Source organism: Pseudorhodoplanes sp. (assembly GCA_032027085.1).
Lineage (GTDB): Bacteria > Pseudomonadota > Alphaproteobacteria > Rhizobiales > Xanthobacteraceae > Pseudorhodoplanes.
This window is the reverse complement of record JAVSMS010000001.1, coordinates 1,030,632-1,045,672: the sequence shown is the minus strand read 5'-3', so window position 1 is coordinate 1,045,672 and position 15,041 is coordinate 1,030,632. Positions and strand designations below refer to the sequence as shown.

The 15,041-nt window shown below is 62.7% G+C and carries 15 protein-coding genes and 1 tRNA gene; 9 read left to right on the top strand and 7 right to left on the bottom strand.

Annotation, left to right across the window (positions count from 1 at the left end):
* The first annotated feature begins 91 nt into the window (after positions 1-91).
* The 9 genes from hisD to RO009_04990 all read left to right on the top strand — a co-directional run bounded on the left by hisD (position 92) and on the right by RO009_04990 (position 7,987).
* The gene (gene hisD / locus RO009_05030; GenBank protein MDT3684391.1) at positions 92-1,387 is read left to right on the top strand and encodes a histidinol dehydrogenase; all 1,296 of its coding nucleotides are present in this window, start codon (positions 92-94) and stop codon (positions 1,385-1,387) included.
* Positions 1,384-1,869, top strand: a complete 486-nt coding sequence (locus tag RO009_05025) for a UPF0262 family protein (protein ID MDT3684390.1) — start codon at positions 1,384-1,386, stop codon at positions 1,867-1,869. Before hisD ends, RO009_05025 begins: the two co-directional genes overlap by 4 nt.
* Positions 1,870-1,879: 10 nt before the next feature.
* Positions 1,880-2,347, top strand: coding sequence for an arsenate reductase ArsC (locus RO009_05020; GenBank protein MDT3684389.1), 468 nt, complete (start codon positions 1,880-1,882; stop codon positions 2,345-2,347).
* Between the two features lie 152 nt (positions 2,348-2,499).
* Entirely contained in the window at positions 2,500-2,718 is a 219-nt protein-coding gene (infA, locus tag RO009_05015) for a translation initiation factor IF-1 (protein MDT3684388.1), read from the top strand.
* A 64-nt stretch (positions 2,719-2,782) separates the two neighbouring features.
* Entirely contained in the window at positions 2,783-3,403 is a 621-nt protein-coding gene (locus RO009_05010) for a Maf-like protein (GenBank protein ID MDT3684387.1), read from the top strand.
* A gap of 109 nt (positions 3,404-3,512) precedes the next feature.
* Positions 3,513-5,039: an AMP-binding protein gene (locus RO009_05005; GenBank protein MDT3684386.1), complete on the top strand. Its 1,527-nt coding sequence runs from the start codon at positions 3,513-3,515 to the stop codon at positions 5,037-5,039.
* A 39-nt stretch (positions 5,040-5,078) separates the two neighbouring features.
* Positions 5,079-5,279: a DNA gyrase inhibitor YacG gene (gene yacG / locus RO009_05000; GenBank protein ID MDT3684385.1), complete on the top strand. Its 201-nt coding sequence runs from the start codon at positions 5,079-5,081 to the stop codon at positions 5,277-5,279.
* Between the two features lie 144 nt (positions 5,280-5,423).
* Positions 5,424-5,499: transfer RNA gene (locus tag RO009_04995), tRNA-Phe, on the top strand.
* Between the two features lie 274 nt (positions 5,500-5,773).
* Positions 5,774-7,987 carry a glycoside hydrolase family 3 C-terminal domain-containing protein gene (locus RO009_04990; GenBank protein ID MDT3684384.1) on the top strand — a complete coding sequence of 738 codons (2,214 nt, stop codon included), beginning with the start codon at positions 5,774-5,776 and terminating at the stop codon, positions 7,985-7,987.
* 270 nt (positions 7,988-8,257) lie between these two features.
* Here RO009_04990 and pcaG read toward each other — a convergent pair whose 3' ends face one another.
* From pcaG to ccoP, 7 genes are all read right to left on the bottom strand, one after another.
* The gene (gene pcaG / locus RO009_04985) at positions 8,258-8,884 is read right to left on the bottom strand and encodes a protocatechuate 3,4-dioxygenase subunit alpha (GenBank protein MDT3684383.1); all 627 of its coding nucleotides are present in this window, start codon (positions 8,882-8,884) and stop codon (positions 8,258-8,260) included.
* A gap of 3 nt (positions 8,885-8,887) precedes the next feature.
* Positions 8,888-9,676 carry a protocatechuate 3,4-dioxygenase subunit beta gene (pcaH, locus tag RO009_04980; protein ID MDT3684382.1) on the bottom strand — a complete coding sequence of 263 codons (789 nt, stop codon included), beginning with the start codon at positions 9,674-9,676 and terminating at the stop codon, positions 8,888-8,890.
* A gap of 68 nt (positions 9,677-9,744) precedes the next feature.
* Positions 9,745-9,927, bottom strand: coding sequence for a cbb3-type cytochrome oxidase assembly protein CcoS (ccoS, locus tag RO009_04975; protein MDT3684381.1), 183 nt, complete (start codon positions 9,925-9,927; stop codon positions 9,745-9,747).
* Positions 9,924-12,152 (bottom strand): heavy metal translocating P-type ATPase, encoded by a 2,229-nt coding sequence (locus tag RO009_04970; GenBank protein ID MDT3684380.1) that lies wholly within the window; start codon positions 12,150-12,152, stop codon positions 9,924-9,926. The genes ccoS and RO009_04970 overlap by 4 nt, the downstream gene beginning before the upstream one ends.
* Positions 12,153-12,155: 3 nt before the next feature.
* On the bottom strand, positions 12,156-12,653 hold the full coding sequence (locus RO009_04965) for a FixH family protein (protein MDT3684379.1): 498 nt from the start codon (positions 12,651-12,653) through the stop codon (positions 12,156-12,158).
* Between the two features lie 4 nt (positions 12,654-12,657).
* Positions 12,658-14,154, bottom strand: a complete 1,497-nt coding sequence (gene ccoG / locus RO009_04960) for a cytochrome c oxidase accessory protein CcoG (protein ID MDT3684378.1) — start codon at positions 14,152-14,154, stop codon at positions 12,658-12,660.
* 5 nt (positions 14,155-14,159) lie between these two features.
* The gene (gene ccoP / locus RO009_04955) at positions 14,160-15,041 is read right to left on the bottom strand and encodes a cytochrome-c oxidase, cbb3-type subunit III (GenBank protein ID MDT3684377.1); all 882 of its coding nucleotides are present in this window, start codon (positions 15,039-15,041) and stop codon (positions 14,160-14,162) included.

The window sequence follows — 15,041 nt, the reverse complement described above, 5'->3', positions numbered from 1 at the left end:
GACACCCCGCTTCTCTAGCGCAGGGTTGACGCCACACCGGCCGCACGTCATTCAGCGGGGATGGCGCCGTCAGCGCCGGCCGGACCTGAGCATGCCTATCCGTCTCGACAGCCAAGCCTCCGATTTTGCGAAGCAATTTGAGGCTTTTCTCGCCACCAAGCGCGAGGTATCGGCCGACGTGGAGAAGGCGGCGCGCGACATCATCACCGATGTTGTGACGCGCGGGGACGCCGCGCTGATCGAGTTGAGCAGGAAATTCGACCGGATCGATCTCGGGCAGGGGGGCCTGCGCGTCATGCCGGAAGAGATCGCCAGCGCCGAGAAATCCTGCGACAGCAAAACGCTGGATGCCCTCAAGCTCGCGCGTGAGCGCATCGAAGCTTTTCATACGCGTCAGAAACCGAGAGATGACCGGTTCACCGATCCGCTCGGCGTTGAACTCGGCCATCGCTGGACCGCAATCGAAGCCGTCGGTCTTTATGTGCCGGGCGGCACGGCCGCCTATCCTTCGTCGGTGCTCATGAATGCAGTGCCGGCGAAGGTCGCCGGCGTGCCGCGCATTGTCATGGTCGTGCCGGCGCCGGACGGCGCTCTCAATCCGCTGGTTCTGGCGGCAGCGAAGCTTGGCGGTGTGGATGAAATCTACCGCGTCGGCGGTGCACAGGCGGTCGCCGCCCTTGCTCATGGCACCCAGACCATCAAGCCGGTCGCGAAAATCGTCGGGCCGGGCAACGCCTATGTCGCCGCTGCCAAGCGGCTCGTTTTCGGCAAGGTCGGCATCGACATGATCGCCGGCCCTTCGGAAGTGCTGGTGCTCGCCGACGGCAGCGCCAATGCAGACTGGATCGCCGCCGATCTCCTGGCACAGGCCGAGCATGACGAGGCGGCGCAGTCGATCCTCATCACCAATGACGCCACGCTGGCCGGTAGTGTCGAAGCCGCGCTCGCGTCGCAATTGAAGACATTGCCGCGCGCCGCCATCGCCGGAAAATCCTGGAACGACTTCGGCGCGATCATCCTGGTGAAAACGCTTGAAGAGGCGCTGCCGATGGTCGATGCGATTGCGCCCGAACATCTGGAGCTGATCGCGGCCGACGCGGAAACGCTGCTCGGCAAGATCCGCAATGCCGGCGCGATCTTTGTCGGCGGGCATACGCCGGAAGCCATCGGCGACTATGTCGGCGGCTCCAATCATGTGCTGCCGACCGCACGCTCGGCGCGTTTCTCATCCGGGCTTGGCGTGCTGGACTTCATGAAACGCACGTCGATTCTCAAATGCGGCGCGGATCAACTGGCCGCCCTCGGGCCTGCCGCCATGGTCCTCGGTGAGGCGGAGGGGCTTGCCGCGCATGCGCGCTCGGTTGCCATCCGGCTCAACAGGAGATGAGCGGCAAGAAAAAAACGTCCGCGCGCCTCGTCGAGATCACGCTCGATGAGGACTCGATTGGCCGCTCCGGTCCCGATATCGAGCACGAGCGCGCTGTCGCGATCTACGATCTGATCGAGGACAATTCCTTCCGGCCCGCCGGCCATGACGGCGGCCCCTACACCTTGCGCCTGAGCATGGCTGACAACCGGCTGGTCTTCGACATCCGCCTCGCCGACGGCACAGCGGTGATGGCGCATCTGTTGTCGCTCACGCCATTCCGTCGCATCGTCAAGGATTATTTCCTGATCTGCGACAGCTATTACCAGGCGATCCGCAGCGCGACGCCGGAACGCATCGAGGCCATCGATATGGGGCGTCGCGGCTTGCACGACGAAGGCTCCCGCATCCTGATGGAGCGCCTGAAAGACAAGGTCACCGTGGATTTCGACACGGCGCGGCGTTTGTTTACGCTCATCTGCGTGCTTCACTGGAAGGGCTGAGGCGCGGGCCATGGCCGACAGCGGGCGCATTGCAAAGCCGCAGGCGGTTTTGTTTGCCTGCGGCCTGAACTCGATCCGCTCGCCAATGGCCATGGGCCTGTTCAAGCATATGTTCGGAAAGAACATCTATGTCGGGTCGGCCGGCGTGAAGAAGGCCGACCTCGATCCGTTCGCCGTCGCGGTCATGGAGGAGATCGGGATCGACATCGGCAAGCACCGGCCGCACACATTTGAGGAACTGGACGAGTGGGAGGGTCTGAACTTCGATCTCATCGTGACGTTGTCGCCGGAAGCGCATCACAAGGCGCTTGATCTCACGCGAATGCTGGCGGCCAAGGTGGAATATTGGCCGACGCCGGACCCGACCGGCGTGGTCGGCAATCGCGAGCAGATGCTCGACGCCTATCGCGAGGTTCGCGATCAACTCATGGCCCGAATCAAGCAGAGGTTCGGTACGCCGTTCCGGGGGAACGAGTGAGTCGCAGTGTTTCAGGCCTGCCGTGCGGTTGTGAAAAAGCTGGGATTCCGCTAGGTTCCGCGCCCATTGAAGGCTGAAAATGAGTAGGGCGGGTACCGGAGATCGGTCGAGGTCCTGGTATCGATACCCGGTCATAACGACGCTGGATATCGATGGCGAAGGAAGAACTGCTGGAATTTCCCGGTGTTGTGACGGAGTTGCTCCCGAACGCCACGTTTCGCGTCAAGCTTGAAAATGATCACGAAATCATCGCTCATACCGCCGGCCGCATGCGCAAGAACCGTATTCGCGTCCTTGCCGGCGACAAGGTGCTCGTCGAGATGACGCCCTACGATCTCACCAAGGGCCGCATCACGTACCGCTTCAAGTGATCCGCCACGCAGCCCCCTCGCCAAATCTTGACGCCAACCTCTTTCATTTGAAAAAGACACAGGAATGATCGGCCGGCCCAAACTTGTCCTCGCTTCCGGCTCGCCGCGGCGGCTGGCGCTTATCAACCAGGCCGGCATTGAGCCGGATGCCCTGCAGCCGGCGGATATCGACGAGATGCCGCTGAAGGGCGAGTTACCGCGCGCCTGCGCCAACCGGCTGGCGCGCGCCAAGGCGGAAGCCGCGCTTGCCGCGGTGCGGCTGGATGAGGAATTGCGTGGCGCCTATATCGTCGCCGCCGATACCGTGGTTGCGGTCGGCCGCCGCATCCTGCCGAAAGCGGAGCTGATCGATGAAGCCGCGCAATGTCTGCGGCTGCTCTCGGGCCGCAATCACCGGGTTCATACCGCGATCTGTCTGGTGACGCCGAAAGAGGCGTTCCGGCAGCGGCTGGTGGAGACGCGTGTGCGCTTCAAGCGGCTGTCCGACCAGGATATCGAAGCCTATCTCGCCTCGGGGGAATGGCGCGGCAAGGCCGGCGGCTATGCCATTCAGGGGTTGGCCGGCTCTTTCGTGGTCAAGATTGTCGGCTCCTATACCAATGTTGTGGGTCTGCCGCTGTTCGAGACGGTGAACCTGCTTCAGGGCGAAGGCTTTCCGTTTCATTTTGGATGGCTGAATACGTGAGCACTCGTCCGGGCCGAGCTCGCGGCGAGCGCGAGGCGGGGCCGGTGACCATTGTCGATAGCTGTTCCGGCTCTCGCGCAAAGCGCTCGGCCGGAACGACGAGAGCACCATGAATCTGGCATTGTGGCTTGAGCGTGCAGGCAGGAACAATCCGACAAGTCCGGCGGTCGGACATGGCGGGCATCTCCTGCACGACTACGCCACGCTGGCGGGGCGGACGGCGCGGCTGGCCGGCGCGCTTCGAAGCCGTTTCGGCTTGAAGCCAGGCGATCGTGTCGCCATCGCAGCGAAGAACTGCCCTGAATATCTGGAAGCGCTCTACGCCGTGTGGCATGCCGGTCTTGCGGCCGTGCCCGTCAATGCCAAGCTGCATGGCGCCGAGCTTGGCTACATCCTCGAACATTCCGGCGCGCGACTATGCTTCGTCTCGGAAGGGCTGGACGCGGATATCGCACCGCATGCACCGCCGACGCTTGAGCGCATGATTGTTTTCGGCAGCGCAGATTATGCGAGTCTGTTTACCGCTGACCCAATCGGCGTCGCCGATTGCTCGCCGGATGACCTCGCCTGGCTGTTCTACACTTCCGGCACGACCGGTCGCCCCAAGGGCGCCATGCTCAGCCACCGCAATCTGATTGCGATGAGCGAGGCCTATGCCGGTGAAGTCGATCCGATCGCGTCGGGCGATGCCATCCTGCATGCCGCGCCGATGAGCCATGGGTCGGGCCTCTACATCATGGCGCATGTCATGCAAGGCGGGGTGAATGTCGTTCCCGAATCCGGCGGTTTCGAGCCGGATGAAATCTTCTCACTGCACAGGGCATGGCCGGGCGCGTCGATGTTTGCCGCGCCCACCATGGTGAAGCGCATGGTCGAATGCCCGTCCGATTGTCCGGTCGAGAATATCCGCACCATCGTCTGGGGCGGCGCGCCGATGTATGTCGAGGACGCTTTGCGCGCGCTTGATCGTTTCGGCCCGCGCCTTGCGCAAATCTACGGCCAGGGCGAGAGCCCGATGACCATCACAAGATTGACCAGGCAGGAGATCGCCGCGCAGGACCATCCGCGCTGGCGCGAACGATTGGGGTCGGCAGGCCGTGCTTTCGCCTGCATGGAGGTCATCGTGGCCGGCGCGAATGACGCGCCGCTCGCGACCGGCGAGACCGGTGAAATCCTGTGTCGCGGGGCGCCGGTTATGCGCGGTTATTGGAAAAACGAGGAGGCAAGCGCGCAGAGCCTGCGCGGTGGCTGGCTGCATACCGGTGATGTCGGCGCGTTCGACGGTGACGGCTATCTGTCGCTGAGGGACCGCTCCAAGGATCTGATCATTTCCGGCGGCACCAACATCTATCCGCGCGAAGTGGAGGAGGTGCTGCTGCGGCACGACAAGGTACGCGAAGTCTCGGTGATCGGACGGCCGGACCGCGAATGGGGTGAAGTGGTGGTGGCCTATGTCGTCGGGGAGGCGTCCGCGCAGGAACTGGATTCGCTGTGCCTCGCCTCGATTGCCCGCTTCAAGCGGCCGAAGGATTATGTCTTCATCGATGCCCTGCCCAAGAACAATTACGGCAAGGTCCTGAAAACGGAATTGCGGGCGCGCGACGCCCAGACCCGGGACCGGGCGAGCGGAGCGTGATCCGCTTTACGTTCAACTCGAGCCGACTATCTCTAGCGCATGACCAGCCCGTCCCTCGCACCCGGCAAACCCTGTCCGCTCTGCGGGAAGCCTGCCGTCGTGGAGTTCCGGCCCTTCTGCAGCAAGCGTTGCGCCGACATCGACCTCAATCGCTGGCTGTCAGGAGTCTATGCCATTCCGGCCGAGGAAACCGACGATGATCAGGAGCGGCCCCGGGATGCGGAGGACGGTCCGCAATAGGCGGCGGCCGGCCCCTATCTCCATGATTTCTCGCGTGAACTTCTCGCGCGCCTGTGGCGGCAAGCGGGTGGACAGGCGTCATCCGGCCCTCTATAAGGCACCGCTCACCTCAAGCCTCCACGCCTCGCGCTGGCAGGCTTCGGCGCCCAGGTAGCTCAGTTGGTAGAGCATGCGACTGAAAATCGCAGTGTCGGTGGTTCGATTCCGCCCCTGGGCACCAAAGCAGCAAGAAATATCACGTAAATCAATCGTTTATAGATAAAACTGCCCCACTCTGCAGAAGCTTGGGAACCACCCTCCGATCATAAAGGCGTCGCTCGGCAGCAATGTCCGCCCTGTGTAGTAGAGCCGACGTGTCTCGCTGCTACAGGCGCTGTGACGCACAGCCAGGGAGGGAGACTTGGCAGCGCTAACTCAATGGTACAGTAGGTTGCAGGACTCAAGCAGCACCGGCGTTCGATTTTGCCGGAGCTTGCTTTTCAGGAGATGCGCCCATGACCCAATTGACACGGCGTGATCTTGGAAAGGCCGCTGGCACTCTTGTTACCGGCATCATCGCGGCGGCCGCCTCCCACGCACAAGCTCAGGACACAACGCCGGACGAGCGCGCGCGGAACACTGAGCAGAGGATGACTGACGACGAGCGGTTCTCGCTCATCATCAGCCTCTTGGGGCCAGCCTCAATTGTTCCGCGCGATCCCCGCATTCCCGCTGACATTAAGAACGTAAGCGCGGGCTACACGTCCGGCGTCCCGCGGCTCGGCATCCCGGCACTGCAGTCGAGCGACGCCAGCATGGGCGTCACCAATCCCGGCTACCGGGCCGACGACAAGGGCGCGACGGCCTTTCCTGCGTCCATCCTTGTCGGCTCAAGCTTCAATCCGCAGCTCGCGCGCGAGGGCGGCGTTGCGATAGGGCGCGAGGCCCGCATACGCGGCTTCAACATCATGCTGGCGGGCGGAATGAATCTCGCCCGCGACGTGCGTAACGGCCGCAACTACGAGTACTACTCCGAGGACCCGTGGGTGAGCGCCGTCATGGCCGGCGAAGCGGTCAACGGCATCCAGAGCCAGAACGTCATCTCTACACTCAAGCACTACACGCTCAACTGCAACGAAACCAACCGCCACTGGCTGGACGCGATCATCGACCCGGTGGCGCACCGCGAGTCCGATCTGCTCGCGTTTCAGATCGCAATCGAACAATCACAGCCGGGCTCGATCATGTCGGGCTACAACAAGATCAACGGCGTTTATGCAAGCGGCCATCCGCACCTGCTCAACGACGTGCTCAAAGGCGCGTGGGGCTACAAGGGCTACGTGATGTCGGACTGGGGCGCAGTGCCGGAGTGGGAGTACGCGCTCAAAGGACTAGATCAGGAATCCGGCATCCAGCTGGACGTGAAGCAATGGGGTGCCGAGGCGTTCACTGACAGGCTCAAAACGGCCTACCGCGACGGCAAATTTCCCAAGGAGCGGCTCTCCGACATGGTGCGCCGAATCCTGCGCTCGGCGTACGCTGTGGGCATCGACAAGTGGGGTCCCGCTCCTGCGGTCGACATGGCCAAGCACAACGAAATCGCGCTTGAGATCGCGCGCCAAGGCATTGTGCTGTTGAAGAACGATGGCGCGCTGCCGCTCGCAATCGACAGGCCGCTGAAGATCGCCGTGATCGGCGGCTATGCCCAGCAAGGGGTGATCAGCGGCACGGGTTCTGGGGCAGTTGCGCCGGTGGGTGGCTTTGTCGGCGTCGTCAAAATCGGCGGGGCGGGCATCATGGGTGGCCTGCGTAACCTCTTCCTGTTTCCGCCGTCTCCGCTCGACCAGCTGAAGAAAGCTCTGCCGCAGGCCCAGATCGAATTCGACCCGGGTTACACGCCTGCAGAAGCCGCATTGACGGCGAGGCGCTCGGATGTCGTCATCGCTTTCGGCATCCGCGTCGAGGGCGAAGGCTTCGACCTGCCGGACCTGAGCCTGCCGTGGGGGCAGGACGCCGTGATCGACGCGGTCGCATCCGCCAATCCCAATACCATCGTCGTGCTGGAGACTGGCAATCCGGTGTCGATGCCATGGCGCGACAAGGTGAAGGCGATCGTGCAGGCCTGGTATCCGGGACAGGCGGGAGGGCAGGCGATTGCCGAAATTCTCGCCGGCAAGGTGAACCCGTCTGGGCGCTTGCCGATCACATTCCCTGCGAGCCTTGCACAGACGCCGCGTCCCGAATTGCCCGGGCTCGGCACACCGTGGGGAACGCCGACGACCATCCGCTATGACGAGGGGCCTGAGGTTGGCTATCGCTGGTACGCGCAAAAGAACATTAAATCGCTCTACTCATTCGGCCACGGTCTGAGTTACACAACGTTCTCTTACAGTGACCTGAAGGTTCGAGGCGGTGAAACCATCACCGCGACGTTTACCGTCACCAATAAAGGCGAGGTCGCGGGAACGGATGTGCCGCAAGTTTACCTGGCCGACGCCCCAGATGGGAAACGCATGCGGCTGCTCGGATTCGAGCGCGTCGAACTGACACCCGGCGCATCACGCACCGTAACCCTCACTGCGGACCCGCGGCTACTCGCGCGGTTTGACGGCGCAGCCGGCCGATGGCGCATTGCTGAGGGCAGTTACCGCATTGCCCTCGGCAAATCGGCAGAGGCCCTCCTGCTAAACGCCGAGGTGCAGTTAGAATCACGCCTGTTTGGCGTATAAGATGTGGTGATATGCGGGGCGGAGATCAGCCGACATCCGTTTCGGGGCCAAGTCCGGTCATGGTGTCGAAGCCCTATTCACTTCCGATGCTCCAGCATAACCGGACGGTGTCAGCAGTTATCTCGTGGAGCATGTGCGGCGGGGCATTCAAAAGAAAAACATAAGGAAACTATGGGAAGGTTTTGCTGTCCTACCGAATCATAAAGCATTGATTTCAATGAACTCAGCAAGCCCGCCCCTGGGAACCACTTTCCTAGGCCGCTCAGCAGCCTACACATCAAAGAACACCGTCTCGTTGTCGCCCTGCAGGACGATATCGAATGTGTAGACGGTCTTGCCGTCGCGCTGGCTGCGCCTGGCGATCAGTGTTGCGCGCCGCTCTTCCTGCTCGATCAAGTTGAGCACCGGATCGGCGGCATTTGCCTCCGTCTCGTCGGAGAAATACATGCGGGTGTGCAGGCCAATATTGATGCCGCGGGCCACGATCCAGATATTGATATGCGGCGCCATCGTGCGCGTGTGCCGGCCAGGCACGATGCCCGGCTTAATGGTCTCGAAGGTGTAGAGTCCGGTCTTGAAATCTGCGCCGGTGCGGCCCCAGCCGCGGAAATTCGGATCGACGGCCTTCTTCTGGTGATCGGCGGGATGGTTGTAGCGGCCATCCGCATTCGCCTGCCAGATTTCCAGCAGTGCATCGCGCACCGGCGTGCCGGTGCCGTCGATCACGCGGCCTTCGATGATGATGCGCTCACCCTTGGTGTCGGCGCCCGCAACCACATTGCCGAAATTGTTCTGGAAGATGTCGAAGCCGGCCTGGTGCGGAATCAGGCCGATATGGACGTAGGGGCCAGCCGTCTGCGACGCGGTTTCCTTCAGGTAGCCGAGAGCCTGCGCCATGGGTCAGTTTCCTTCCAGTCTGTTTTCGAAGAGCGTCGACCTGCGGCCGCGCAGCACAATGTCAAAGCGATAGGCGAGCGTATCCATCGGGACGGCGGCGTTCACATCGAGCGGCGCGATCAGGCGGTCGATCGCGGCTTCGTCCGGGACCGTGTGCACGATGGGGCAGATTTTGATCAGCGGATCGCCCTCAAAATACATCTGGGTGATCAGCCGCTGCGCGAAGCCCGTGCCAAAGATCGAGAAATGGATATGCGCGGGGCGCCAGCTATTGACGTAGTTGCGCCAGGGATAGGGTCCCGGCTTGATGGTGCGAAAATAATAATAGCCGTTTTCGTCAGTCAGCGCGCGGCCGCAACCGCCGAAATTCGGATCGATGGGCGCGAGATAGGTGTCGTTCTTGTGCCGGTAGCGGCCAGCCGCGTTGGCCTGCCAGAACTCAACCAGCGTGTTCGGCACCGGCCTGCGATTCTCGTCAAGCACCTGGCCGTGCACGATGATGCGCTCGCCAATCGGGTCGCCGGTCTTGGCGTAGTTGCGGATCAGGTCGTTATCGAGCAGGCCGATGTCATTGTGGCCAAAGACCGGGCCGGTAACCTCGGAGAGGGAATTCTGCAGCGAGAGCAGTGCGCGGCGCGGTGAACGGGTGACGCTGGTCTTGTAACCCGGCGCATAGGCCGGCGGATGGATCGAGCGGTCACGCTGGAAAAACTCGATGGGGCGAACGGCCGGCTGGAACGGCTCGTGAACAAGCTCGGAATCCTGGTCGGAAACTTGCTGCCGGACGTTCATACAGAATCCTCCTGCTCTTTGTTTTGCAGCAGCCTAGGAGGTCGGCGACAGATTGAATTTGATCCAGATCAAGCTTCCCGCTCGGTCGAGGGCCGCGCGGGGGGCGTGACGAGGTCGTCGTCATCCAGAACTCGCAGCGCGGCGCCTTCGAGGTCGTCATACTGGTTGTTGCGCAGCGACCAGAGGAAGGCGAAGAGCCCGGTCAGGCCAAGACCGAGCGCGATGGGGACAAGCCAGACCAGGACGCTCATGCCGTCCTCGCCACAGATTCAAGCGGCTGGATGGCTGTGACGGCCTTGCCGCCGCTGCGGGCGCGCAGCGCGTTCAGGGTCACCAGCAGGGACGAGCCCGACATCGCCAGAGCGGCGATCAGCGGCGTGACGAGGCCGGCGACGGCCAGCGGCACCGCGATGGCGTTGTAGATGACCGCGAGTGCCAAATTCTGGTGCATCAGCCGCCGCGCCTTGCGCGCAGCCGTCACGGTTTCGATGACCGGATCGAGCCGCTCGCCGAGGAAGACTGCGTCCGCCTGCGCCTGTGACAGGTCGGCGGCGGTGATGGGCGACATCGAGACATAAGCGGCGGCGAGGGAGGGGGCATCGTTGATGCCGTCGCCGACCATCAGCACGCGCCGGCCCTGCGCCTTCATGCCTTCCAGGGCCGCCACCTTTTCAGCCGGGGTCATGCCGCCCTGCCAGTTGCGGACTGAAAGCGCGGTCGCGATCTGCGCCACCGCCGCCGGGCGGTCGCCGGAGAGGATGTGAATGTCGAAGCCGCGGGCCGCGAGCGCGGCAATCGCGTCTGCTGCGCCCGGCCGCAGGGACTGATGCACAATGAACACGGCCTGCCGCTCGCCCCAGCGGAAGCAGATGGTCGAGGCACCGAGCCGCTCGGCCTCGGCAAAAGCGGGATCGCCGATGATATCGCAGAATTCGGCGCTGCCGAGACGCATCGTTCGGTCATCGACGGTCGCACCCACGCCGCGACCGGGCTCCTCCACCGCCTTGTCGAAGGGCGCTGTGACATCAGTGTGCCGGGCCAGTGCCGCAGCCAGCGGATGCCGGCTTGCCAAAGCCAGCCGCGCCGCTGCCACCGTCATGTCCGGGTCAATGATGTGAGCGTTGATGACGCGCGGCTCCGGCAGCGTCAGCGTTCCGGTCTTGTCAAAGACGATGGTGTCGGCTTCGGCCAGGCGCTCGATGGCGTCGCCCGCATTCAGGAATATGCCTGAACGGAACAGCTTGCCTGCGGCCACGACCTGCACGGCAGGAATGGCGAGCGCAAGCGCGCAAGGGCAGGTGATGATCAGCACGGAAATCGCGATGAGGATCGAGGTGTGGAATCCCGCGCCCGCAAGCATCCAGCCGGCGAAGGTCAGCGCCGCGGCGCTGTGAACCACGGGCGCGTAGTAACCGGCGGCGCGATCCGCCAGCCGTACATAGCGCGAACGCGCCTTCACCGCCTTGTCGAGCAGGCGGTCGATCTCGTCGATGAGGCTGTTCTCAGCGGCGCCAGTGACGCGCAGCGTCAGCGTGCCCTCGAGGTTGATGCTGCCGGCATAGACGGTGTCGCCGCTCCCGACCTTGTGCGGTAAGGTTTCGCCGGTGATCAGGCTCTGGTCGAGGCTGGAGCGGCCACTGACGACAATGCCATCTGCCGCCACGCGCTCGCCGGCACGGACAAGAATGCATTGACCCATTTCCAAGGCCGCTGCCGGCACCTGCACGAGTTCGCCGCTGTCAAGCATGCGATACGCGGTTTCGGCCTTCAGCGCCGCCAGGTTGCCGGCCACCGCCCGCGTCTTCTGGCGCATGGCGTGATCGAGATAGCGCCCGCAGAGCAGGAAGAAGATCAGCATCACCGCAGAGTCGAAATAGGCATGCTCGGCATGGGTGATGGTTTCGGCGAGCGACAATCCGAGCGCAAGAATGATGCCGATCGAGATCGGCACATCCATGTTGGTGCGCCGTCCCGCGAGCGCGCGATACGCGCTCATGAAGAAGGGTCTGCCGGCGTAAGCCGCTGCGGGAAGCGCAATCAGCGCCGAGAGCCAGTGGAACAGGTCGCGCGTCTCCGGCGTGATGTCGGTAACATTGCCGGACCAGACCGAGACCGACAGCAGCATGATATTCATGGCAGCAAAGCCCGCCACCGCGAGGCAACGCAGCAGAAACTTCGCCTGTTTCGCGTCTTCTTCCTCCGCATTGCGCGCAGCGAAGGGGTAGGCGCGATAGCCCATGCGCCCCAGCGCGTCGATGGCGCTTCCGGGCTCGAAGCGCGGATCCTGCCAGGCGATCGTCAGACGACGGTTGGTGAAATTGAGACGCGCGTCGGCGACACCGGGGAGGTGTTTGACGGTGTTCTCGATACGGTTGATGCAGCCGCCGCAATTGATGCCCTCGATGGCAATCTCCATCTGCGAGCCGCCGTCCGGGCGCGGCCGCGTAAAGAGGGAGAAGTCGCGCGTTTCGGCCATGACTTACTTCACCATGATCCGGCTTCTCGAGCGGAAGGTGCGTTCGCCGTCTCGGCTAAAATCGACGATCAGGTCCCATTGGCCGGGCGGGAGGTCGGCGATACCGCGGAACCGGCCGCCGGATTCGTCGAGGGCCACTACTTTGTCATGCCGCGCGTCCGCCGGATGTGCGAGTCTGGCGACCGCCGTCAGGCCCGCCGGAATGTTTCCGAGGGCATCACGCACGGTCGCTTCGATGGTCACGTCATCGGATTGGCGGGTGAGGCTCGCCTGCACGTTCCAGCCGAGCGCATCCTGCGCGCGGGCGGCGTCGGTTTCCTGCCGGAAGGCGAGCCCTGCCTTATAGGAGCTCGCGGTTTCGACGCCGCCGAAGGTCGATGTCGCCGCGCGCACCAGGATCGCGTTGGCCGCAAAAACAACGCCAAAGAATGCGATGAAGGCCAGCAGAACGGTGCGTCCTGTCACTTCGCGCGGTCGGCTTGCATTCGAGGGACGGAGCATGGCGTCAATCCTTCTGTGGCGCGCGGAAATAGTCGCGCGCCTGCGCGCGTTCGTTCGTCTTGGTGTCGACAATTTGGAAAACAATGGGGGTGGATGCGGCCGGCGCGTGCTCGTAGTTGCTCACGAGGACTCGAATTTCCTGCGTCTGGTCCGGGCCGATTTCGATCACGCGGCGCGCGCCGATCGGCAATCCGACAATTTCAACGACACTTGAGGGGAGCCCTTCGAGCGACAGGGAGAATTCGCGCGGGGCGAGATTCTTGTTGATGATCCGCAGGTTGTACCCGTTACGGATGCCGCCGTCGGCCAGCGTGACGAAGATCGGATTGCGATCATGGATGACGCTGAGGGCCACGCTGTGGCGTGTGGCCAAAGTGTACAGCATGAATCCGCCCACGATCGCGATTACGGCCGTGTACAGGGCGGTCCTGGCGCGCACCGGCTTGAACACGGCCGGCAGTCCGGCGAGGCGACGCTTTATGTTGATTTCATTGTCGTAGGCGATGAGCCGTTCAGGCCGACCGATCTTGCGCATGACAGTGTCGCAGGCGTCGATGCAAAGGCCGCATTGAATGCAATCGAGCTGCGAGCCCTTTCGAATGTCCACACCGGTCGGGCAGACATTCACACATTGGAAGCAGTCGATGCAGTCGCCCGCCGGCAATCCTTCAAGGCGCAATTGCGCGTTCTTCTTTATCGAGCCACGCGGCTCGCCGCGATCGTAGCGGTAGGTTACGTTGAAGGCATGTTCGTCGGTGAGCGCCGCCTGGATGCGCGGCCACGGACACATATAGATGCAGACTTGCTCGCGCATGTGTCCGGCGAGCAGATAGGTGGTGGTGGTAAGGATGCCGATCCAGACATAGGCGGCCATGGGCGCGGTGCCGGTAGCCAGCTCCCGCACCAATGTCGGTGCATCGGCGAAGTAGAGAACCCAGGCGCCGCCCGTCCACCAGGCGATCATGATCCAGACGAAGTGCTTGCCGGCCTTCCTGATACTGCGCTGCAGTGTCCACGGGCCCGCATCGGCCAGCATGCGATCACGGCGGTCGCCCTCAAAGAAACGTTCCACCGCCAAGAACAGATCGGTCCAGACCGTTTGCGGGCAGAGATATCCGCACCACACGCGGCCGGCGATCGCGTTCATCAGAAACAGGACGAGCGCTGCAATCACCAGCAGGCCCGTCAAATAATAGACTTCCTGCGGCCAGATTTCGATGAAGAAGAAATAGAGGCGGCCGTTGGCCAGATCGATGAGAACCGCCTGATCCGGCGCATGCGGACCGCGATCCCAGCGCACGAACGGCAAGCCATAATAGATGCCGAGGGTTACAAACAGAACGATCCATTTGATCGTCCTGTATGTGCCTTTTACACGCTGCGGATAGATTTTGCGGCGGCCCTCATACAGCGGAATGTCGACCTCCGGTTCGAGTTCTTGGGTGAGAACCTGCTCCTTTGGTTGCGCTGTAATTTTGCGATCGAGTGATATCTGGACCATTACATCTATTTCTGACCACCGCCCAGGCTGTGAACATAGACCGTCAGCGACTTGATGGTTGTGTCGTCGAGTCGTGCGCGCCAAGTCGGCATGACGCTGCCGCGTCCATTCGAGATACCTTCAATAATTGTATCGCGAGCCGGGCCGAACAGCCAGATCGGGTCGGTCAGGTCGGGTGCGCCAAGCTCGCTGTTGCCTTTCCCGGTCTCGCCGTGGCAAGCTGCACAGTTCTCAGCGAACACCTTCTTGCCGCGGTCAAGATCGGCTGTCTTTGCCACCGCAAGATTTGACAGCGACCGGACATAATCCGCGGCGGCAAGGATATCGGGCCGTTCCAACATCTTGTCGCGACCAAAAGCAGGCATCGTGCCGGAGCGCGTCTGCTCGTCCGTTGAACGGATGCCATGGCGGATGGTGAAGGCGATATCCTCCAGTTTTCCGCCCCACAGCCAGTCGTCATCGACGAGGTTGGGGTAGCCTTTGGCGCCACCGCCTCCCGCGCCATGGCACGGCGCGCAATTGTCCGCGAATGCAGCCCGGCCCTGCGCGCGGGCGAAACTCAGCATCTGCTGATCGGACAGAATCTCCTCGAGCGTGGAGGATTGAATGCGGTCGACCATGGCAGCGCGCTGAGCCTTGAGTGCCGCCATGTCATCCATGATGGCCTGACGCGAATTCCAATTGAGAAGGCCGTCGGTATAGGTCGTCACGAGGGGCCATGCCGGATAGAGGATCCAGTAGCCAATCGACCAGATAATTGTGGCGTAGAAAATCCACAGCCACCAGCGCGGCAGCGGCATGTTGAGTTCGCGTATGCCATCCCATTCATGCCCGGTGGTCGCAACTCCGGTCACAGGATCGATGGTCTTGTTGCGGTCGGCGGACAT